Consider the following 21191-nt stretch of genomic DNA (forward strand, 5'->3'; position numbering starts at 1 on the left):
AGAAATATGGCTAGGGTCGCGGGCGTGGACACGGGGTGGACATTTGCGATCGATCGCGGCGGCACGTTCACCGATATCATCGCGCACGCGCCCGACGGCACGCGCCATGTCGAGAAGCTGCTGTCCGAAGATCCCGGCCGTTATGTCGACGCCGCGGTCGAAGGCATCGGGCGCATCGTCGCGCGCGAGGCCGATCGGCACGGCGGCGCGCACGTCGCATCGGTGCGCATGGGCACGACGGTCGCGACCAACGCGCTGCTCGAACGGCGCGGCGAGCGTGTCGCGTTTGTCACCACGCGCGGGTTCGGCGATGCGCTGCGCATCGGTTACCAGGCGCGCCCCGACATCTTCGCGCGGCACATCGTCCTGCCCGATAGTCTTTATGACGAGGTGGTCGAGATCGCCGAGCGCGTTGCGGTCGACGGCACGGTGCTCCTGCCGCTCGACGAAGCTGCCGCGCGCCAGCAGCTGTCAGAACTGCGCGACGACGGCATCGATGCGGTCGCGATCGTGCTGATGCATGGCTGGCGCTATCCCGACCACGAGACGCGCCTCGCCGCGATCGCGCGCGACCTCGGCTTCACCCAGATATCGATCGGCCACGAAGTCGCGCCGCTGATCAAGCTGGTCGGGCGCGGCGACACGACCGTCGCCGATGCCTATCTGTCGCCGGTCCTGCGCCGCTATATCGACCGCGTCGCGGCCGGGCTGGGCGATGCGGTCGACCTCAAGTTCATGCAGTCGAACGGCGGGCTGACCGAGGCGAGCAGCTTTCGCGGCAAGGACGCGATCCTGTCGGGGCCGGCCGGGGGCGTCGTCGGCATGGTCGCCGCCAGCGCGCCGCACGGCGATTCGCAGCTGATCGGTTTCGACATGGGCGGCACATCGACCGACGTGTCGCATTATGCCGGGGCGTTCGAACTGACCGGCGACAGCCTGGTTGCCGGCGTGCGGATCCGCGCGCCGATGATGCAGATCCACACCGTCGCCGCGGGTGGCGGATCGATCTGTCGCTTCGACGGGATGCGCTTTCGCGCCGGGCCCGAAAGCGCGGGGGCCGATCCCGGCCCCGCCTGCTACCGCAAGAACGGACCGCTGACGGTGACCGATTGCAACGTCCATCTCGGGCGGATCAATGCGGCGCATTTCCCGCACGTTTTCGGTCCCGACGGGACGCAGCCGATCGACCCCGAGGCGGCGCGGGCGCGGCTCCAGGAGGTCGCCGACCGGGTCAAGGCCACGCTCGGGCAGGACATGGCGCTCGATGCGATCGCCGAGGGATTTCTCGCCATCGCGGTCGACAATATGGCGGGCGCGATCCGCAAGATATCGATCGCGCGCGGCCATGACGTGACGCGCTACGCGCTCGCCTGTTTCGGCGGGGCCGGCGGCCAGCATGCCTGCCGCGTTGCCGACGCGCTCGGCATGACGCGGATCCTGATCCACCCGCTCGCCGGGGTGCTCTCGGCCTATGGCATCGGCCTCGCCGAGGTGAAGGCCATCCGCGAGACCAGCCTGATGCGCCCACTCGGCGAGGATTACGCCGCCGATATCGCCGAGCTCGCCGGGCACGCGCGCGACGCGTTGACCGAGCAGGGGATCGCGTCCGACCGGATCGCCGTTGCCCGGCGCGTTCGCCTGCGCGTCGCCGGGAGCGATACGACGATCGAGTTTCCCGATGCTTCGGCCGAGGCGCTGCGCGCGCGCTTCCACGCCGAACACCGCAAGCGGTTCGGCTATAGCGACGACCGTGCGACGGTGATCGTCGATGCGATCATTGCCGAAGCGGTCAGCGCCGAGCCCGATCGCATTGCCGCGCGCGACGCGCCTGCGGGTCCGGGTGCCAGGCCCGACACGACGGGTCGCTGGCCTGCCTATCGCCGCGCCGACATGGCGTTGGGCGAGCCCGTCGCGGGGCCGGGAATCATCCTCGACGATACCGGCACGACCTTTGTCGAAAGCGGGTGGAGCGCCGAGCGCAGCGGTGACGGTACGCTGATCGTGACGCGCGTCGCGCCGCTCGAACGCAGCCATGCCGCGGGCACCGAGTCCGATCCCGTCAGCCTCGAGATCTTTAACAACCTGTTCATGGGCGTGGCCGAGGAAATGGGGGTCGCGCTGCAGGCGACCGCACGGTCGGTCAACATCAAGGAGCGGCTCGACTTTTCCTGCGCGCTGTTCGACGCCGGGGGCGCGCTGATCGCCAACGCGCCGCATATTCCCGTCCATCTCGGCTCGATGGGCGAAAGCATCCGGACGATCATCGATGCGCGCGGCCCGAATGCCGAGGGCGTACCCGCCGACGGGCGCGGGATCAGGCGCGGCGATGCCTATGTCCTCAACAACCCCTATCGCGGCGGCACGCATTTGCCCGACATCACCGTCATCGTCCCGGTGTTCTATGACACCGATGTCGCGCGCCCGTCGGCGTTCGTCGCGGCGCGCGGCCACCATGCCGATATCGGCGGGATTGCCGCGGGATCGATGCCGCCCGAAAGCCGGACGATCGCCGACGAAGGCATATTGATCGACAATGTCCTGCTGGTCGACGAGGGACGGTTCTGCGCCGACGAGATGCGCGCGCTGCTTGCTTCGGGGCCGCACCCCGCGCGCAATATCGAGCGCAACATCTCCGATCTCAATGCCCAGCTGGCAGCCTGCATGCGCGGCGCCGAAGCGCTCGTCGCGACCGTCGAGGATTACGGCGCCGAGGTTGTCGATGCCTATATGCGCCACGTTCTTGCCAATGCCGAGGAATCGGTCCGGCGACTGCTCGAACGGCTCGACGACGGCGCGTTCACCTATGCGATGGACAATGGCGCCGAGATCCGCGTCGCCATTTCGGTCGATCGCGCGGCCCGCGCGGCGACCTTTGATTTCACCGGGAGCTCGACGCAGACGGCGGACAATTTCAACGCCCCGCATTCGATTGTCCGCGCCGCCGCGCTCTATGTCGTGCGGACGCTGATCGACGACAGCATCCCGATGAACGACGGCTGCCTCAGGCCGGTCACGCTGATCGTGCCCGATGGATCGATCCTCAATCCCGAATTCCCCGCCGCGGTGGTCGCGGGCAATGTCGAGACCAGCCAGGTCGTTACCGACGCGCTGTTCGCCGCGACCGGGCGCCTCGCGCCGAGCCAGGGAACGATGAACAACTTCACCTTCGGTAACGCCGACCACCAATATTACGAAACGATCGCCGGCGGTTCGGGCGCGGGGCCCGACCATGACGGCACCGACGCGGTGCAGACGCACATGACCAACAGCCGGCTGACCGATCCCGAAATCCTCGAGACGCGGCTGCCGGTCCGGGTCGATGCGTTTTCGATCCGGCCCGGATCGGGCGGCACCGGCGCGCATCACGGCGGCAATGGCGTCGTAAGGCGGATCACGTTTCTCGAAGCGATGCGCGCCAACATTCTGGCCAACCGGCGGCGCATCGCGCCGCGCGGGCTGAAGGGCGGCGGTGATGCGGCACCGGGGCGCAACTGGGTCGAACGTGCCGACGGGCGGATCGAACCGCTCGGCGCGACCGGATCGGCCGACATGGCCCCTGGCGACGCGTTCGTTATCGAGACACCGGGCGGTGGCGGCTTCGGCCCGATCGCCGAAGACAATGGCACAGAAGGAATGACGGGATGAGCGATTATTGGGTCTTGCTCGGCATCGCGCTGGTGGTCGTGGGGTTCGCGCTCAAGTTCAATCCGCTGCTGGTCGTCGCGGTCGCCGCGATCGCGACCGGGCTGCTCGGCGGGCTTAACCCGTTGGCGGTCGTCGCCGCGCTCGGCAAGGCGTTCAACGACAATCGCTATGTCTCGATCGTCTGGATCGTGCTGCCGGTGATCGGCCTGCTCGAACGCTATGGGTTGCAGCAACGCGCCCGCGCCGCGATCGAGCGGATGCGCGGCGCGACGGTCGGGCGCCTGCTGATCGCCTATCTTGCCTTTCGCCAGATCCTCGCGGCGCTCGGGCTGACGTCGGTCGCGGGTCATGCACAGACGGTGCGACCGCTCGTTGCGCCGATGGCCGAGGCCGCGGCGCTCAAAACGCATGGTCCACTCGACGAATCCAGCATCGAACGTGTCAAGGCGATGGCCGCGGCAACCGACAATGTCGGGCTGTTCTTCGGCGAGGACATCTTCGTCGCGATCGCGTCGATCCTGCTCATCCAGGGCGTCATGTCGGGATACGGTATCGCGCTGACGCCGTTGCAGATTTCGGTCTGGGCAATCCCGACCGCGGTGTGCGCCTTCGTCATCCATGCGGCGCGGCTGATGCTGTTCGATTCCCGGCTCGGGAGGGCCAGGCGATGATCACGCTCACCTGGCTCTATGTCCTCGCCGGCGCGGTGTTCGCCGCCTTCGCGCTGACCAGTGCGATCGACCGGACCAATGCCAAGCGGTTCGGCAATGCCGCGTTCTGGGGTCTGCTCGCGATCAGCTTCTTCTTCGGCGATGCGCTCGGCGATCTGGGCAACGGCGTGCTCGTGCTCGTCATGGTCGGCATCGCGGGCTTTCACCTGCTTGGCCGGGGCAATCCGCCGACGACCGACCTCGCCGAGCGCGAAATCCTGTCGGAAAGACTGGGCAACCGGCTGTTCCTGCCCGCGTTGGTCATCCCGGTGACCGCGTTTGCCGGAACGCTGTTGTTCAATTACACGCCGCTCACGGACGCGGGCCTGATCGAGCCGCGCTGGGTGACGCTGATCCTGCTCGGCATCGGCGTGCTGATTGCGCTTGGCGTCTGCATGGCATGGCTCAAGCCGCCGGTGCTGGCGCCGATCGAGGAAGGCCGCCGGCTGATGGACTCGATCGGCTGGGCGGCACTGCTGCCGCAGATGCTCGCCGCGCTTGGTGCGGTCTTCGCGCTGGCCGGGGTCGGCGAGGTGATCGGCGGGATTGCGGGCAGCGTAATACCGCAAGGCAGCGTATTCCTCGCGGTGCTCGTCTATGCGCTCGGCATGGCGCTGTTCACGATGATCATGGGCAATGCCTTTGCCGCCTTTCCGGTGATGCTGGCGGCGATCGGCGTCCCGATCCTGATCGTCGCCGACGGCGCAAACCCGGCGGTGATCGGTGCGGTCGGCATGCTCGCCGGATTCTGCGGCACGCTGATGACGCCGATGGCGGCGAACTTCAACATCGTGCCCGCCGCGCTGCTCGAGCTCAAGGACCAGTACGGCGTCATCCGCGCGCAGGTGGGGACCGCGATACCGCTGCTCGCGTGCAATATCGCGATCCTCTATTTCGCGAGTTTCCTGTGAGTACGATGACCCCCGAGATCGCGGCGAACTTCGCCCGCATCGCGCTCGGTCACGTCACGCGCGAATATCCGCACAAGCTCGACCACGTCCTGGGTGGCGACGCCGATGCGCTGACGCCGCGCGTTCTCCACCCGGTGTTTTTCGGCAGCTTCGACTGGCACAGCTGCGTCCATGGCTGGTGGATGCTGCTGACGTTGCGGCGGCATTATCCCGAGATGGCCGAAGCCGCAGAGATCGAGGCGCTGGCGAACGAGAGCTTCACCGCCGACCGGCTGGCGATCGAGCTGGCCTATCTCGACCGGCCGGGATCGGCGGGCTTCGAGCGCCCCTATGGCTGGGCGTGGCTGCTCGCGCTTCACCTCGAGGCCTCGCGCGATGCCGCCAGCGCCTGGGATCGGTTGCTCGAGCCGCTGGCGCGAGCGTTTGCGCTGCGGCTGCGGCACTATCTGTCGATCCTGACCTATCCGATCCGCACCGGCACGCATTTCAACACCGCCTTTGCGCTCATCCTCGCCGACGAATGGGCGCGCATCTTCGACCCCGAACTGGCCGATGCGATCTCCGCAGCTGCGCACCGTTATTACGCCGGCGATCGCGACTGTCAGGCATGGGAGCCGGGCGGCGACGAGTTCCTCTCGTCGGCGCTGACCGAGGCGCTGTGCATATTACGGACGCAGCCCGCCGCGACGGCGCAAGCCTGGCTGCGCGACTTCCTGCCCGACGTGGCGCAAGGCCGTCCGGCGAGCCTGTTCGTCCCGGTCAGCGTCAGCGATCGCAGCGACGGCAAGATCGCGCATCTCGACGGCCTCAACCTGAGCCGGGCGTGGTGCTGGCGCGCGTTGCGCCCCGCCTTCGACGCGGCGGCGTGGTCCGCGATCGACGATGCCATCGGCGCGCACCTCGACGCGGCGTTGCCGCATGTCGCAGGCGATTACATGGGCGAGCACTGGCTGGCGAGCTTTGCCACGCTGGCGATCCTGTCGCGCGACAATTGAGCGGCAGATGCCGCCGAGAGGTTTATAACCCTTTCGTCAGTGCGATAGTTCGCGCCTGAGCCAGACCATTCAGCCAGACATGCGACATCGCCTTCGCGAGATCTTTTGCGGCGGCGTTTAATGCGCGTTTACCTCGACATGCTACGCCGGACGAACTCGACCCGCTATGCGTGGAATTTCGGGTGGCAATGGGGGCGGTATCGATGAATCAGCCAGTCGCGAGAGGGGCCCTCTGCACCGATTTTGCGGCTTCGAACGACATCGGGCTTGATGCATCGGAACTCTACGATCTCGCGGCGGCGCTGCTACCGATCGGCGCGTGGTCGTGCGACCTTGCCAGTGACCGGTTGAGCTGGACCGACGGGGTTTTCGACATGTTCGGCCTGTCGAGCGAACGGACGCCCGACCGCCGCGCGACGATCGAAATGTACAGCGAGGAATCGCGCGAACAGCTCGAGCGCAAACGCCTGCAGGCGATCGAGACCGGTGCGGGTTTCACCCTCGATGCCAGCATCATCCGCCCCGACGGCATCGAACGCTGGATTCGGATCACCGCGGCGACGCGCGCCTCGCACGGGCGCGTCAGGACTCTCTTCGGCATGAAACAGGATATTACCGAAGAGCGCGCGCGATGGGACGCCTTGCGCGCGCAGGCCGAGTGCGATCCGCTGACCGGCGTCGCCAACCGGTCGCGCTTCCAGAATTTCCTCAACCAGCCCAATGGCGGGCCGGGGACTGCGCATACCGGCGCGCTGATCCTGTTCGACATGGACGATTTCAAGCTGGTCAACGATTGCTGGGGGCATGCCGCGGGCGATGCCTGCCTGATCGCGTTTGCCAGGCGCTTGCGCGAGGCGTTCGGCGAGGCACACCTGGTGTCGCGCATCGGTGGCGACGAGTTCGCGGTGCTGCTGCCGTTGTCGGGATCGCGCAGCGAGACCGAGGGCGCGGTCCATGCGCTGATCGGTGATCTTCTCGCGCCGGTGGTATGGCAGGGTCACCTGCTGCCGCTGAGCGTGTCGGTCGGCCTCGCCTTCGACGCCGAGGCGCACGGACGCGATCCGCACAAGCTGTTCATTGCCGCCGATGAGGCGCTGTACAGTGCCAAGGAGCGCAAGAACGGCTCGTCGGTCTTCGTCGGCCGCTGACCGGTCGGCCCCGGGCGGGGCTTGACGCGTGGCGAAATCGCACGGCCTAATAGGACGATGTGCAACCTCTATAAAACGCGCAAGTCGCTCGCCGAAGTGGCGCGGTTGTTCGACGCCGCGTTCGATCAGGACGCGGCGCTGCCCAATTTGGCCGAGGAGGTGTTTCCCGGCCTGCCCGGCATGGTCGTGCGCGAGCTGTCGGGCGCGCGGCGGATCGAGGCGATGACCTGGGGCTTTCCGCTGGTGACGCGCGAGATGCGCGCCCGCGCCGAGCAGGCGGGCAAGGTCGCTAGGCCCAAGCCGGTCAACAACGCGCGCGACCTGGCCAGCCCGTTCTGGAAATCGGCGGCGGCCAATCCGGTGCGGCGCTGCCTGATTCCGGTCGAGAGCTTTGCCGAGGCGGCGGGCGACAAGGGGCGCAAGACGCGCACCTGGTTTTCGGTGACCGACCAGCCGGTGTTCGCCTGGGCGGGGTTGTGGCGTCCCTCGGCCCAGTGGGGCGATGTCTATGCCGGGGTGATGACCGAAGCCAATGCGGCAGTCGCCCCGGCCCACGATAGGATGCCCGTGATCCTGGCGCGCGACGACCACGAGCGTTGGCTCAACGGCAGTTTCGACGAGATACTGGCGCTGCAGCAGCCCTTTGCGAGCGAGGCGATGACGGTCGATCCGACCGCCGAGCCATGGGGTGGTTACAAGTCCGGCGAGGGTCGCGACCTGTTCTCCACTTGAGCATTGGAGCAATTGAGAACATAATAGGAACATTCAACCGATTCGGGTTTATTGTCCTTGTGTCTCATGCTCCGCATATCGCCTCTTCCGCTGCCGTCTTGCCGACGCTCGAGCGCCTGCGCGCGGCGTTTCCCGCAGGCGCGCTGGCGCGCGGTGACGGCGGCGACTGGTCGCCCGACCTCGCCTTGCCAGCCTCTTTGTGGGAAATTTTCGGACATGGCGACGACGTCTCGGCAGAGGCGTTCGCGCTCGCCTGTGCGCGCAGTTTCGCGGGCGAGAATATGCCCGCCAAGCCGTGGCTGTGGGTCCAGGACCGCGCCAGCATCCGCCGCTCGGGCCGGCCCTGTCTCCACGGCCTGTCGCCGCACCTGCGCAGCGGGCTCATCCATATCGCCGCGCCGCGCCCCGTCGATGCGCTGTGGGCAATGGAGGAGGGCGTAAGATGCCGCGCACTGTCCTTCGTGATCGGCGAGCTCGCCGAGGATCCCAAGCCGCTCGATTTCACCGCGACGCGGCGGCTGGTGCTGGCGAGCGAGGCGAGCGGGGTGCCGCTGATCCTCGTTCGCAAGGACGGGCACGCCAATTTGTCGGCGGCGCGGATGCGCTGGCGGGCGGCGGCGGCACCGAGCCTGGCGCATCGCTGGAACGAGCGCGCGCCGGGCGCGCCGACCTGCCACGCCGAGCTGTTTCGCGCGCGCGGGCTGAGGCCCGGAGCATTCCATCTTGCCTACGGGATCGGCGGCGATGACGCGGAGCGAGCGGCCTGGCCGGGCGATCGTCTCGATCTGGTTCCCGAACTTCGCGATCGACCGCTGGACGCGGATCGTCTCGCGACGGGGTGAAGCGGCGCTTGCCGACGCGCCGACCGTGCTCGTCACCGAGGGTGCGCACGGTCCCAGGATCGACGCCGCCAACCCGCCCGCAGCGGCGATCGGCGCGCGTGCCGGGGCGCGGCTGACCGACGCGCGGATGCTCGATCCGGGCATCGTCGCGGTGCCGTCGGACCATATGGGCGACGATGCCACGCTTGAGAAAATGGCGCTGGCGGCGCAGCGCTGGGGACCGTGGAGCGCGCCCGACCGGCCCGATGCGATCCTGCTCGACGCGACCGGATCGGCGCATCTGGCGGGTGGCGAAGCGGCAATGCTGGCCGAGATCGAGGCGCGTTATGCGGCGCAGGGCTATGATGCGCGCAGCGCGATCGCGCCGACCGCGGGCGCGGCATGGGCGCTGTCGCATTACGGCGCGGCGCACACCGTGCTGCTCGACCCCCATGCGATTGCCGCCGCGCTCGCGCCGCTGCCCGTCGCGGCGCTGCGGCTCGACGACGACCTCATCGTGCTGCTGACGCGGCTGGGATTGAAGAGCATCGGCGACATCCTCAGCGTGCCGCGCGCCGGACTGGCGCGGCGCTTTCGCAACCGCCGCTCGGCCGACGCCAACCCGCTGATGCGGATCGACCAGCTGACCGGCCGCCTGCCCGAACCGTTGGTGCCGATTATCGCCGATCCGCCCGCGCAGGCCGACCGGCGGCTGATGGAGCCGCTGCGCCATAGCGATCTCGTCAAGCGTGTCATCGGCGATCTCGCCGGCGATCTGGCGCGGACATTGGAGGCCAAGCGGCAGGGCGCGCGCCGCCTGCTGCTGCTGTTGTGGCGCGTCGACGGCGGCGCGATCGACCGGCGTGTCGAGCTCGCCTCGCCGTCGCGCGATCCGGCGCATATCGCGGCGCTGTTCGACGAGCGGCTGGACGATATCGATGCCGGGCTCGGCATCGACCAGGCGCGGCTCGTCGCGATCTGGGCCGAGCCGCTGGTCCACGGCCAGGTCCGGCTCGACGGCGAGAACGAGGACGAGGGCGACATAGCGCGGCTGGTCGACCGGCTGGTGACGCGGCTCGGCGCGCAGGCGGTGCGCAGCCCGCGCGCGCAGGCGAGCCATTTGCCCGAACGCGCACAGCGCTGGGCGTCGGTGGGGCCGGCGATCGGGGCGACGGCGGCGCTCCAGCTCGATTTGGGCTTTCACCACCGGCCATTGAAGCTGCTCGACCGCGCCGAGGCGATCACCGTCATCTATGCCACGCCCGAGGGATTGCCGCGCCGTTTTCGCTGGCGCGGCGGACTGCACGACATCGTCCGCGTCGAAGGGCCCGAGCGGATCGCACCCGAATGGTGGCGCGAGCGGTCGAGCGCGAGGCTGCGCGATTATTACCGGATCGAGGACGAAAGCGGACGGCGCTACTGGATCTATCGCCACGGGCTGATCGGCGACGGGCGCGGCGGCATACCTGACTGGTATCTGCACGGGCTGTTCGCGTGAGCCGGGCGCGTCATGCCTGAAGGCCCGCTGACCCCTGACCGGCGGACGCTGGCGCAGGTCGACGACAGCGGCTTTGCGCCCAATCCGCGCGCCGATTTCGTCGAGCTTGGGTTGGCGAGCTGCTTTTCGTTCCTGCGCGGCGCGTCGGATGCGGTCGACCTCGTGCTGACGGCATTGCGGCTGGGTTACGATGCGATCGGTATCGCCGACCGCAACACGCTCGCCGGGGTCGTGCGGCTCCACAACGAGGCGACGACGGCACGCCTCACCCCCGTGATCGGGTGCCGCCTCGTTACGATCGAGGGCCATCACTTCCTCGCTTATCCGACCGATCGCGCTGCCTATGGGCGACTGTCGGCCTTGCTGTCGCACGCCAAGATGGCGACCGCCGAGGGCGCGTGGCAGGCCAAGGACGGCTGCGACATCACGCTCGACATGCTCGCCGCGCACCAGGAGGGCGTGCAGCTGGTCTGGCTGCCACCCGACGATCTCGATAGCGGGGACGGGGCCGAGGCGACGCTCGCGGCGCTGGCCGCGCGGCTGGCGAGCCTGCGCCATGTCGCCGCCGCCTATCTCTATCGCGGCGACGATGTCGCGCGGATCGTGCGGCTCGACGCGATGGCCACGGCGCATCGCCTCTCGATCCTTGCGACCAACGACGTGCATTACCACGCGCCCGAACGCCGCCCGTTGCAGGACATCATGACGTGTATCCGCGAAAAGACGACGATCGCGCGCGCCGGCCTTACGCTCCACGCCAATGCCGAGCGGCATTTGAAATCTCCCGACGAGATGATCCGGCTGTTTGCGCGCTGGCCGCACGCGATCCACGCCGCGCGCGATGTCGCCGATGCGTGTGCCTTCAGCCTCACCGAGCTGGCCTATGAATATCCCGACGAGCCGGTGCCCGCGGGCCGCAGCCCCGATGAACAGCTCGCGATCCTGACTCGCGAGGGCGCGGCGAACCGCTATCCCGATGGCGTGCCCGAGAAGGTCGATGCGGTGATCGCGCGCGAGCTGGCGCTGATCGCCAAGCTCAAAATCGCGCGCTATTTCCTCACGATCAAGGACATCATCGATTTCGCGCGCGGCTGCGATCCGCCGATCCTGTGCCAGGGGCGCGGCAGCGCGGCCAACAGCGCGGTGTGCTATTGCCTCGAAATCACCGCGGTCGACCCCGCCGCGCACGAATTGCTGTTCGACCGTTTCATCTCGGAGGAGCGCAAGGAGCCGCCCGATATCGACGTCGATTTCGAGCACGAGCGGCGCGAGGAGGTGATCCAGTATATCTATGCGCGCTATGGCCGGCATCGCGCGGGCCTGTGCGCGACGGTGATCCATTACCGCCCGCGCATGGCGATCCGCGAGGTCGGCAAGGTGATGGGATTGTCGGCCGACGTTACCTCGGCGCTGGCGCGGACGGTGTGGGGATCGCACGGGCGCGAGATTGCCGCAAAGCACGCCGCAGAAGCCGGGCTCGACCTTGGCGATCCGCAGCTCAAGCGCGTCCTCCATCTGACCGAGCAGATGATCGGCATGCCGCGCCACCTGTCGCAGCATGTCGGCGGCTTCATCCTGACGCAGGGTCCGCTCATCGAAACCGTGCCAATCGGCAACGGCGCGATGCCCGATCGCAGCTTCATCGAATGGGACAAGGACGATATCGACGCGCTCGGGATCCTGAAGATCGACATCCTCGCCCTCGGCATGCTGACCTGCATCCGCAAATGCCTCGACCTGCTCGGCGAACATCACGATCGGCGCGAGACACTGGCGAGCGTGCCGCGCGAGGACCCGGCGGTCTATGGGATGCTGCGCAAGGGCGATTCATTGGGCGTGTTCCAGGTCGAAAGCCGCGCGCAGATGAACATGCTCCCGAGGCTCAAGCCGCGGCGCTTCTACGACCTCGTCATCCAGGTCGCCATCGTCCGGCCAGGGCCGATCCAGGGCGACATGGTCCACCCCTATCTCAAACGCCGGCGCGGCGCCGAGAGCGTCGACATCCCCAGGCCGGGCCCCGCGCACGGCCCCCCCGACGAGCTGACCAGTATCTTGGACCGGACGCTGGGCGTGCCGATCTTCCAGGAACAGGCGATGAAGATCGCGCTCGACGCGGCGAAATTCTCGCCTGCCGAGGCCAACCAGTTGCGCAAGGCGATGGCGACGTTTCGTTCGCGCGGGATGGTCGACGAACTGCAGGACAAGATGGTCGGGCGGATGATCGCGCGCGGCTATGATCCCGATTTTTCGCAGCGCTGCTTCAACCAGATCCGCGGCTTTGGCGAATACGGTTTCCCCGAAAGCCATGCGGCGAGCTTTGCGCATCTCGTCTATGTCTCGAGCTGGCTCAAATGCCATTATCCCGCCGCCTTCGCCTGCGGATTGCTCAACTCGCAACCGATGGGGTTTTACGCGCCCGCGCAGATCGTCCGAGATGCACAGGATCACGGCGTCGAGGTCCGCGCGATCGACGTCAACGAGAGCAATTGGGATAACAGCCTCGAAGCCTATGGCGATGTCTCGCCGCCGCTGCGGCTCGGCCTGCGCCAGGTCGATGGCTTGCGCGAAGCGTGGGCGGCGCGGCTGATCGCGGCGCGCGAGCAGGGCGGGCAGTTCGCCAGTGTCGCCGACCTCCACGCCCGCGCGGGCCTGTCGCCGAGCGTGATCGAACGGATCGCCGCCGCCGACGCCTTTCGCTCGATCGGCCTCGACCGGCGTCAGGCGTTATGGGATGCGCGCGCGCTCAAGCCCGCGATCGACCTGCCGCTGTTCGCTGCCGCCGATGCGCGCGACGAGGGGGCTGAAAAGGCGCAGCATTTGCTCCCCGCGATGCCGCTCAGCGAACATGTCGTCGCCGATTACCAGACGACACGCCTCAGCCTCAAAGCCCATCCGGTGAGCTTCCTGCGGCAGGATCTGGCGCGGCGCGGTTTTACCCCCGCCGACCGGCTGCGGAGCCTCAGGTTCAAGCAGTTCGTCCAGGTGGCGGGCGTCGTCCTCATTCGCCAGCGGCCGGGCAGCGCCAAGGGGGTGTGCTTCATCACGCTCGAGGACGAGGCCGGCGTCGTCAACCTCGTCGTCTGGCCCGACACGATGGAGAAATACCGCCGCGTCATCATGGGCGCACGCCTCATGGAGGTGAAGGGCCGCGTCGAGATGGACGACGAGGTGATCCACGTCATCGTCACCGAACTGATCGATGCGACGCAGCGGCTCGCCGCGCTGTCGCACGACCTGCTCGCCCCGTCGGTCGCACGCGCCGACGAGGTCAATCGCCCGGCCCGCACGATGAGCGGGGTGAAGCAGGCGATCCGCGTCCCCGCGACGCGCGCCGATCCGCGCGGGCGCGCGCTGCCGCCCGCGGTATCGGGCCATCCGCGCAACGTGCGCATCCTGCCGAAAAGCCGCGATTTCCATTAGTGCGTGGCGGTGCTCGTCTCGCTGCGCCACGGCTCGCGGCGGACCATCGCGGTTTGGAACAATGCCGAGGCGCGCAGTTCGGCGAGCCATTGCTGGACGCGCGGGAGCGGCTGCGCGTCGAACCATCCGCGGTCGGTCTCGGCAAACTGGCGGACGAAGGGCATGATCGCGATGTCGGCAAGCGTGGGCCGCCCGCCACAGAGATAGGCGTTGCGCTCAAGCCGTGCCTCGAGATCGCGGAGAATGGCCAGACCTGCAGCGCGGTGTTCGACCGGATCGGCGTCGTGGCGGTCGGCATATTTATAGCGGTCGAGATGGTGTTTGAAGGCGCCGTCGTTGGTTGCGATGAGGCCCTTGTCGTCGCCCGCCAGCCAGTCCTCGGGATCGTTCTGTCCGAGCGCCCAGCGCATGATGTCGATGCTCTCGTCGATCACCGTGCCGTCGGGCAGGACGAGGACGGGAACGGTCCCCTTGGGCGAGGCGATAAGCATGGCTTCGGGCTTGTCGCGCAGCTTCACCTCGCGGATCTCGCAGGCGATGCCGCTGGCGATCAGCGCCATGCGCGCACGCATCGCATAGGGGCAGCGGCGAAAGCTGTAGAGGACGGGTTCAGTCATCGCCGCCGGGGAGCACCGCGCCGACATGGGCGAGGCCGCGCGCCCTGGCGAGTTCGCTCTGGCGGTGGCGCTCGGCATAGCGGACGCGATCGGCGTCGCTGCGCGTCGCGTGGCAGGCGGGGCAGCTGACGCCCTCGACATAGAGTTGGGACGCGCGCTGATCGGGCCCGACGGGCATGCGGCAGGCGCGGCACAGGCCGTGCGTGCCGGTTGCGAGGCCGTGGGTAATCGCGACGCGTTCGTCGAAAACGAAGCATTCGCCCTGCCAGCGGCTGTCCTCGGGCGCGACCTTTTCGAGATAGGCGAGGATGCCGCCGTCGAGATGATAGACCTGCTCGAGCCCCTCGCGCTTGAGGAAGGCGGTCGCCTTTTCACAACGGATGCCGCCGGTGCAGAACATCGCGATCTTCGGCTGGGCCTCGCCGTGCGTCAGCGCCTCGCGGTTTTCCTCGAACCAGGCGGGGAAATCGCCGAAGCGCTGTGTGCCCGGATCGATCGCGCCGGCAAAGCTGCCGATCGCGACCTCGTAATCGTTGCGGGTATCGATGACGATGGTGGCGGGATCGTCGATCAGCGCATTCCACTCGGCGGGCGCGACATAGGTGCCGGCATCGCGCGCAGGGTCGAGATCGGGCTGCCCCATGGTGACGATCTCTGCCTTCACGCGGACCTTCATGCGGTAGAAGGGCATTGTCGCGGCGCGCGAGCGCTTGACGGTAAGGTCGGCGCAGCCGGGCAGGGCGGCGATCGCGGCGAGGGCGGCCTCAATGCCCTTGTCCGACCCGGCGATCGTGCCGTTGATGCCTTCGCGCGCGATCAGCAGTGTGCCCTTGATGCCGTGCGCGGTGCAGGCGGCGGCGAGGCTATCGCGGATCGCGTCGCAATCGTCGAACGCGGTAAAGCGGTAGAGCGCGGCGACAGCAATCGGGAGGGGCAGGCTCATTGCATTGGGGTCCGGGAATCGCGGGGCAGGCGGGCGTGCCTCCTAGCAGAGAGGCCGCGCCGCGCCAAACGCTGCGCCCGCTAAGACGCGGTCACAGGCCGGGCAGGACCTGGGCGGCGAAGCCCCAGCCCTTGAGGTCGCGCGACGCGGCGCGCGCGAGCAGTTCGTCGGTATCGGCAATCGTCCAGCGGCCGGCGCTGTCGATATCGGCGAGCTCGTCCCAGCCGACGGGTGCGGCAACGGGCGCGCAGTCGCGCGCGCGCGCCGAATAGGGCATGACTGCGGTCGAGCCGCGCTGGTTGCGCAGATAATCGATGAAGATCTTCCCCTTGCGCTTGGCCTTCGACATCGTCGCGACGAAGCGGTCGGGCTCGGCGAGGCTCATTGCTTCGGCGAAGCGTTTGGAAAAATCCTTGTGCGTGTCCCAGTCGTGGCCGGGGTCGAGCGGGACGACGACATGGACGCCCTTGCCGCCCGACAGCATCGCGAAGCTGACGAGGCCGATATCGGCGAGGTGCTGGTGGATGTCGGCCGCCGCCTTCTTGACCTCTTCGAAGCAGAGCCCCTCGTCGGGGTCGAGGTCGAAGATCATCCGGTCGGGCCGTTCCAGCGTTTCGACATGACTGTCCCAGCCGTGGAATTCGATCGTCCCCATCTGGACGCAGGCGAGCAGGCCGCCGGCGTCGTCGAGGTAGAGATAGTCTTCGTGGCCGCCGTCCTTTTCGCGGATCGGCACGTGTTTGACATGGTCGCCGAACGAACCCGAATCGTGTTTCTGGAAGAAGCATTTCTTCGCCCGCCCCTGTGGACAGCGGACGAGGCTGATCGGTCGGTTGGCGCAGTGCGGCAGCATGACGGGCGCAATTGCGGCGTAATAATCGGCGAGATCGCCCTTGGTCGCCTTCGCCTCGGGAAAGATGACGCGGTCGCGGCTCGAGATTGTCACGTCGCTCGCCGGGGTGTCGGGTACGGGCTGTTTCACTTCGGGGGTCACGTCCTTTGCCTCCTTGTCGTCGCGCAGGCCGAGATAGCTCGCATGGCGGACCGAACCACCCGCGGTGAATTCGGCAAAGGCGATCTCGGCGACGAGCCTGGGGGTCAGCCAGTGGACCTTGCGCGCGCTCGCCTTGTCGACTTCGGCCGGCGGCGTCTTGCGCGCGAGTTTGGCAAAGCGATCGGCAAGGTCGTCCATCACCGCCTGGTTGAAGCCGGTGCCGACGTTGCCCTTGTAAACGAGCTCGTCGCCTTCGTGCTGGGCGAGCAGCAGCGAGGAAAAGGGGCGGCCCTTGGCGCTCGATTCCTTCCAGCCGATGACGACGAATTCCTGTCGCCGCGTGCACTTGACCTTGACCCAGGCCTTGCTCCGCCGCCCGGCATATTTCGCGTCGGCGCGCTTGGCGATAATGCCTTCCTGCCCCGCGGCGCACATCGCCGCGTAGAGCTTTTCGCCCGCGCCGATGACATGGTCGGCGACATGGATCGGCGGCGCGGCATCGGCGAGCAGCGCCTCGAGCCGCTCCTTGCGCTCGAGATTGCCGAGGCCGGTGAGGTCGGTGCCGTCGAGATCGAGCAGGTCGAACGCGAAATAGTGCATCGGCGTTGCCTCGGTCTGCGCGCCGTGGCCGCGCTTGAGCACCTCCTGCAGCGACGAGAAATCGGGATTTCCGTCCTTACCATAAGCGACGATTTCTCCGTCGATCAGGCACTGCGGCAGGTCGAGCGCGGCGATATGGCGCACCAGCGGACCGAACTTGTCGGTCCAGTCCTTGCCGTTACGCGTGTAGACATGGACGTCGTCGCCCGACGCAGCGACCAGCGCGCGATAGCCGTCGAACTTGATCTCGTGGAACCAGCCATTGCCCGTGGGGACATCGTCGACGAGCGTCGCGAGCTGGGGCTGGCGGAATTCGGGTGGCTTGCCGCCGGGTTTTTTCTTGCGCGCCAGTTTGCCGGGCGTCTTCGCGACCTTCGCATTGTGTTCGGCGGCCTCGGTCATCGCGGCGTTGAATGCCTGGCCCTTCTTGCCCTTCAGCGATTGCGCACCGTCTTCGTCGGCGGCGATCTCGGCCATTGTCCGGCCGGTCAGCACGCTGGTCAGCTCGCGCGCGACGAGATCGTCGCTGCCGCCGGCATAGGCGTCGTCGATCTTGCGCAGCAGCCAGTTCTCGCGCTTTTCATTGCCGCGGGGTTTCAGTCGGATGAGGATCCACTCGCCCTTCATCCGTGTCCCGTCGAGCGTGAAGTGGAGGTGACCCTTGTCGATATCGCTGGCGCTCTTGCCCGCGATCGGCGCCCAGCTGCCGCGATCCCACAGCATGATCGTGCCGCCGCCATATTGGCCCTGGGGGATGATGCCTTCGAAATCGGCATAGCTCATCGGATGATCCTCGGTCCGCACTGCGAGCCGCTTGTCGTCGGGTTTGGCGCTCGGTCCCTTGGTCACCGCCCAGCTCTTGAGCACGTCGTCGACCTCGATACGGAAATCGTAATGCAGCCCCGTCGCGTCGTGCTTCTGGACGATGAAGCGCCCCCCGTTTTTGGTGCCTTGGCCCTTGGCGACCTTGCCCGCGGGTTCGTCGGTCAGCGCGAAGTCGCGCTTGGCATTATACTGGGCGAGCGGATCGGCGGTCTTGGCCATGTCAGGCGGACTTTTTGGCCTTGGTGGCGGGCTTCTTGGCGGCGGCCTTCGTCGGCGCTGCTTTCTTGCCGTCGACCGATGCCTTCAGCGCCGCCATCAGGTCGATGACGTTCGACTTGCCCGCGACCTCGCCGGGTTCGTCGACATCCTCGAGGACGCGCTTGCCCTTGGCCTTGGCCTTTTTGTCGATCAGCCGCTTGAGCGCGTCGATATAATTGTTGTGGTAATCCGACGCGTCGAAGCTGCCGCTCTTATTGTCGATCAGCGTGGTGGCGAGTTCGAGCAAATCCTTGTCGGGCTTGGCATCGCCGATATCGCGGAAATAGTTCGCCGCCCTGTTGACCTCGTCGGCATAGCGCAGGATTTCAAGGACGAGACCGCGCCCGCACGGTTTGAGGCTGACGAGCTGTTCCTGCCCGCGCAATGTCAGCTGTCCGACGCCGACCTTCTTCGACTGGCGCAAAGCTTCGCGCAGGACGACATAGGCTTCCTCGGCTAGGTCGTCGGCGGGGACGACGTAATAGGGTTTTTCGTAATAGAGCACGTCGATTTCGTGCGCGTCGACGAACTGGACAAGCTCCAACGTCTTCTCGCTCTCGAGCTTGACCGCCTCGATCTCGTCGTCGTCGAGCAGGACGTAATGGCCCTTGCTGAGTTCATAGCCCTTGATGATCTCGTCGCGATCGACCGGGCCGACGCCAGCGACGACCTTTTCGTACTTGATCGGCTTGCCCGAGGGTTCGTGGATCTGGCGAAAGCTGATCGACGCGCCCGACTTGGTCGCAGGGTATATCTCGACGGGGATCGAGACCAAAGCGAGGCGGATCTGACCCTTCCAATATGCGCGTGCCGCCACCGATGCTCTCCTCGATCGTTTCGCTAGTGCAATGCGCGGCGGGGCCGATCCGTTCCGTGATGGCGCGCGAGCGTACGGCGATACTATTGAAACGAAGCGGGTTCTTTCCAATATATCAACAAGAAGGAGCAAAGACGATGGCCGGAGGTTGGGCGCGCGATGGCGCGGTACAGGATCAGATCGACGATTCGGTTGCCGATGCGGTGTCGAAGGCGCGCTCGTCCCTGCCCGCGGGCGAGGGGTCGGGCCTGTGCGTCGAGTGCGGCGAGCCGATCCCCGAGGCGCGGCGCAAGGCGCTGCCCGGATCGCGAACCTGCGTGCCGTGCCAGTCGGGCCGCGATGCCAGCCAGCGTAGCGCCGGGATCAACCGGCGCGGCAGCAAGGACAGCCAGCTGCGCTGACGCTCCTCGCGCGGGTCAGTCTACCCGGCCGAGGCGGTGATAGAGATTGCCGAACTTGCGGCGCTCGGTCTCATCCTTGGTGTGTTCGAGATAATGGCCGATCGCGGTGCGGATCAGGCCAAAATCCTCCTGGCTGAACACCGCGCGTGATCGTTCGGGCTGGCTGGTCGTCGTCATGGCACACTCTCCGTTTGATTATGCTTTGGTCGCTCAGGCGGCGAACTGGTTCATCGTGTTGGCGCCGCCGCCGGCCTTCAGCGCGGCCTCGCCGGCGAAATAGCCCTTGTGCTCGTCGCCGATGTCGGAGCCCGCCATGTTCTGGTGGCGGACGCAGGCGATGCCCTGGCGGATCTCCTCGCGCTGGACCCCCTCGACATAGCCGAGCATGCCCGCCTCGCCGAAATAGTCGCGCGCGAGATTGTCGGTCGACAGCGCGGCGGTGTGATAGGTCGGCAGCGTGATGAGGTGATGGAAAATGCCCGCACGCGCGGCGCTGTCGCGCTGGAAATCGCGGATCCGGCTATCGGCCTCGACCGCGAGATCGGTTGAGTCGTAGCTTTGCGCCATCAGCCCGGCGCGGTCGTAGGCGGCCATGTCGCGGCCTTCCTCGATCCAGGCGTCGTAGACCTGCTGGCGGAAATTGAGCGTCCAGTTGAACGAGGGCGAGTTGTTGTAAACGAGCTTGGCATCGGGGACACGTGCGCGAACGCGGTCGACCATGCCGGCGATCTGTTCGATGTGCGGCTTTTCGGTCTCGATCCAGATGAGGTCGGCGCCGTTCTGCAACGCGGTGACGCAATCGAGCACGCAGCGGTCCTCGCCGGTGCCGGGGCGGAACTGGTAGAGGTTGCTCGGCAGCCTCCTGGGCCGGACGATGCGCCCGTCGCGGTTGATCAGGACGTCGCCGGGATTGCCCGCGCCGTCGACATCCTCGCAATCGAGAAAGCCGTTGTAGAGATCGCCGAGATCGCCGGGCTCGCGGCTGTAGGCGATCTGCTTGGTCAGGCCCGCGCCGAGCGAGTCGGTGCGTGCGACGATGATCCCGTCGTCGACGCCGAGTTCGAGAAAGGCGTAACGGCAGGCGCGGATCTTGGCGAGGAAGTCCTCGTGCGGGACGGTGACCTTGCCGTCCTGGTGGCCGCATTGCTTCTCGTCCGACACCTGGTTCTCGATCTGCAGCGCGCAGGCGCCCGCCTCGATCATCTGCTTGGCGAGGAGGTAGGTCGCCTCGGCATTGCCGAAGCCCGCGTCGATATCGGCGATGATCGGCACGACGTGCGTTTCGTGCGCGTCGATCGCGGCGAGCGCTTCGCGTTCGCGCAGCATGTCGCCGGCATCGCGCGCCGCGTCGAGCGTCTTGAACAGGCCGCCAAGTTCGCGCGCATCGGCCTGTTTGAGGAAGGTGTAGATCTCCTCGATCAGCGCGGGAACGGCGGTCTTTTCGTGCATCGACTGGTCTGGCAGCGGCCCGAAATCGGAGCGCAACGCGGCGACCATCCAGCCCGAAAGGTAGAGATAGCGGCGCTTGGTCGAACCGATATGCTTCTTGACCGCGATCATCGTCTGTTGCGCGATGAAGCCGTGCCAGGCGCCGAGCGACTGGGTGTAGTTGGCCGGGTCGGCATCATAGGCGGCCATGTCGCGGCGCATGATGCCCGCGGTGTAGCGGGCGATGTCGAGGCCGGTGCGAAAACGGTTCTGCGCCTGCATCCGCGCGACGGCATCGGCGTCGATCGCCGCCCACGGCGCGCCCTGCGCGTCGATCAGTGTGGCGGCGTGCGATTGATGCTCGTGATAGGTCATGGTCGGCCTCATGTGCTGGAATGTGGCCTTGCTTGTGGGGCCATCACGGCTAC

The 21191-nt window shown here is 67.1% G+C and carries 16 protein-coding genes; 10 read left to right on the forward strand and 6 right to left on the reverse strand.

Annotation, left to right across the window (positions count from 1 at the left end; translation table 11 throughout):
- Positions 1 to 6: 6 nt before the first annotated feature.
- From FSZ31_RS12135 to FSZ31_RS12175, 9 genes are all read left to right on the forward strand, one after another.
- Positions 7 to 3645: a hydantoinase B/oxoprolinase family protein gene (locus FSZ31_RS12135; protein WP_147123681.1), complete on the forward strand. Its 3639-nt coding sequence runs from the start codon at positions 7 to 9 to the stop codon at positions 3643 to 3645.
- Positions 3642 to 4316 carry a DUF969 domain-containing protein gene (locus tag FSZ31_RS12140; RefSeq protein WP_147123682.1) on the forward strand — a complete coding sequence of 225 codons (675 nt, stop codon included), beginning with the start codon at positions 3642 to 3644 and terminating at the stop codon, positions 4314 to 4316. The genes FSZ31_RS12135 and FSZ31_RS12140 overlap by 4 nt, the downstream gene beginning before the upstream one ends.
- Positions 4313 to 5266 (forward strand): DUF979 domain-containing protein, encoded by a 954-nt coding sequence (locus FSZ31_RS12145; protein ID WP_147123683.1) that lies wholly within the window; start codon positions 4313 to 4315, stop codon positions 5264 to 5266. The genes FSZ31_RS12140 and FSZ31_RS12145 overlap by 4 nt, the downstream gene beginning before the upstream one ends.
- Positions 5267 to 5271: 5 nt before the next feature.
- Complete coding sequence (locus FSZ31_RS12150) at positions 5272 to 6261, forward strand: DUF2891 domain-containing protein (RefSeq protein WP_147123684.1); 990 nt, start codon at positions 5272 to 5274, stop codon at positions 6259 to 6261.
- A 203-nt stretch (positions 6262 to 6464) separates the two neighbouring features.
- Positions 6465 to 7409, forward strand: coding sequence for a GGDEF domain-containing protein (locus FSZ31_RS12155; protein WP_147123685.1), 945 nt, complete (start codon positions 6465 to 6467; stop codon positions 7407 to 7409).
- Positions 7410 to 7466: 57 nt separating this feature from the next.
- On the forward strand, positions 7467 to 8141 hold the full coding sequence (locus FSZ31_RS12160) for an SOS response-associated peptidase (protein ID WP_147123686.1): 675 nt from the start codon (positions 7467 to 7469) through the stop codon (positions 8139 to 8141).
- A gap of 98 nt (positions 8142 to 8239) precedes the next feature.
- The gene (locus FSZ31_RS12165) at positions 8240 to 8983 is read left to right on the forward strand and encodes a hypothetical protein (RefSeq protein ID WP_147123687.1); all 744 of its coding nucleotides are present in this window, start codon (positions 8240 to 8242) and stop codon (positions 8981 to 8983) included.
- Positions 8886 to 10460, forward strand: a complete 1575-nt coding sequence (locus FSZ31_RS12170) for a DUF6504 family protein (protein ID WP_147123688.1) — start codon at positions 8886 to 8888, stop codon at positions 10458 to 10460. The genes FSZ31_RS12165 and FSZ31_RS12170 overlap by 98 nt, the downstream gene beginning before the upstream one ends.
- Before the next feature lie 12 nt (positions 10461 to 10472).
- On the forward strand, positions 10473 to 13880 hold the full coding sequence (locus tag FSZ31_RS12175) for an error-prone DNA polymerase (protein WP_147123689.1): 3408 nt from the start codon (positions 10473 to 10475) through the stop codon (positions 13878 to 13880).
- On the opposite strand, the gene FSZ31_RS12180 is transcribed toward FSZ31_RS12175, so the two are convergent.
- The 4 genes from FSZ31_RS12180 to ku all read right to left on the reverse strand — a co-directional run bounded on the left by FSZ31_RS12180 (position 13877) and on the right by ku (position 18934).
- The gene (locus FSZ31_RS12180) at positions 13877 to 14497 is read right to left on the reverse strand and encodes a glutathione S-transferase (protein ID WP_147123690.1); all 621 of its coding nucleotides are present in this window, start codon (positions 14495 to 14497) and stop codon (positions 13877 to 13879) included. The genes FSZ31_RS12175 and FSZ31_RS12180 overlap by 4 nt on opposite strands.
- Complete coding sequence (gene trhO / locus FSZ31_RS12185) at positions 14490 to 15440, reverse strand: oxygen-dependent tRNA uridine(34) hydroxylase TrhO (RefSeq protein ID WP_147123691.1); 951 nt, start codon at positions 15438 to 15440, stop codon at positions 14490 to 14492. The genes FSZ31_RS12180 and trhO overlap by 8 nt, the downstream gene beginning before the upstream one ends.
- A 91-nt stretch (positions 15441 to 15531) precedes the next feature.
- Positions 15532 to 18078: a DNA ligase D gene (gene ligD, locus FSZ31_RS12190; RefSeq protein WP_147123692.1), complete on the reverse strand. Its 2547-nt coding sequence runs from the start codon at positions 18076 to 18078 to the stop codon at positions 15532 to 15534.
- A gap of 1 nt (position 18079) precedes the next feature.
- On the reverse strand, positions 18080 to 18934 hold the full coding sequence (gene ku / locus FSZ31_RS12195) for a non-homologous end joining protein Ku (RefSeq protein ID WP_147123693.1): 855 nt from the start codon (positions 18932 to 18934) through the stop codon (positions 18080 to 18082).
- A 137-nt stretch (positions 18935 to 19071) separates the two neighbouring features.
- Between ku and FSZ31_RS12200 the strand changes: the two genes are divergently transcribed.
- Positions 19072 to 19335, forward strand: coding sequence for a DksA/TraR family C4-type zinc finger protein (locus tag FSZ31_RS12200; protein WP_147123694.1), 264 nt, complete (start codon positions 19072 to 19074; stop codon positions 19333 to 19335).
- Between the two features lie 15 nt (positions 19336 to 19350).
- On the opposite strand, the gene FSZ31_RS12920 is transcribed toward FSZ31_RS12200, so the two are convergent.
- Both FSZ31_RS12920 and FSZ31_RS12205 read right to left on the reverse strand, forming a co-directional pair.
- Positions 19351 to 19512 carry a hypothetical protein gene (locus FSZ31_RS12920; protein ID WP_201739183.1) on the reverse strand — a complete coding sequence of 54 codons (162 nt, stop codon included), beginning with the start codon at positions 19510 to 19512 and terminating at the stop codon, positions 19351 to 19353.
- Between the two features lie 33 nt (positions 19513 to 19545).
- A complete protein-coding gene (locus tag FSZ31_RS12205) occupies positions 19546 to 21138 on the reverse strand; it encodes an isocitrate lyase (RefSeq protein ID WP_147123695.1) in 1593 nt (530 codons plus the stop codon).
- Between the last annotated feature and the right edge of the window lie 53 nt (positions 21139 to 21191).

Origin of the sequence: Flavisphingopyxis soli, assembly GCF_007995095.1 — a bacterium.
GTDB lineage: Bacteria > Pseudomonadota > Alphaproteobacteria > Sphingomonadales > Sphingomonadaceae > Flavisphingopyxis > Flavisphingopyxis soli.

Bases quoted from the DNA above. Each gene is read 5' to 3' on its own strand.
- FSZ31_RS12155 (WP_147123685.1), top strand. From the start codon at position 6,465: ATGAATCAGCCAGTCGCGAGAGGGGCCCTCTGCACCGATTTTGCGGCT.
- FSZ31_RS12160 (WP_147123686.1), top strand. From the start codon at position 7,467: ATGTGCAACCTCTATAAAACGCGCAAGTCGCTCGCCGAAGTGGCGCGG.
- FSZ31_RS12180 (WP_147123690.1), bottom strand. From the start codon at position 14,497: ATGACTGAACCCGTCCTCTACAGCTTTCGCCGCTGCCCCTATGCGATG.
- FSZ31_RS12150 (WP_147123684.1), top strand. From the start codon at position 5,272: ATGACCCCCGAGATCGCGGCGAACTTCGCCCGCATCGCGCTCGGTCAC.
- FSZ31_RS12140 (WP_147123682.1), top strand. From the start codon at position 3,642: ATGAGCGATTATTGGGTCTTGCTCGGCATCGCGCTGGTGGTCGTGGGG.
- FSZ31_RS12920 (WP_201739183.1), bottom strand. From the start codon at position 19,512: ATGACGACGACCAGCCAGCCCGAACGATCACGCGCGGTGTTCAGCCAG.
- FSZ31_RS12175 (WP_147123689.1), top strand. From the start codon at position 10,473: ATGCCTGAAGGCCCGCTGACCCCTGACCGGCGGACGCTGGCGCAGGTC.
- FSZ31_RS12145 (WP_147123683.1), top strand. From the start codon at position 4,313: ATGATCACGCTCACCTGGCTCTATGTCCTCGCCGGCGCGGTGTTCGCC.
- trhO (WP_147123691.1), bottom strand. From the start codon at position 15,440: ATGAGCCTGCCCCTCCCGATTGCTGTCGCCGCGCTCTACCGCTTTACC.
- FSZ31_RS12170 (WP_147123688.1), top strand. From the start codon at position 8,886: ATGACGCGGAGCGAGCGGCCTGGCCGGGCGATCGTCTCGATCTGGTTC.
- FSZ31_RS12135 (WP_147123681.1), top strand. From the start codon at position 7: ATGGCTAGGGTCGCGGGCGTGGACACGGGGTGGACATTTGCGATCGAT.
- ligD (WP_147123692.1), bottom strand. From the start codon at position 18,078: ATGGCCAAGACCGCCGATCCGCTCGCCCAGTATAATGCCAAGCGCGAC.
- FSZ31_RS12205 (WP_147123695.1), bottom strand. From the start codon at position 21,138: ATGACCTATCACGAGCATCAATCGCACGCCGCCACACTGATCGACGCG.
- FSZ31_RS12200 (WP_147123694.1), top strand. From the start codon at position 19,072: ATGGCCGGAGGTTGGGCGCGCGATGGCGCGGTACAGGATCAGATCGAC.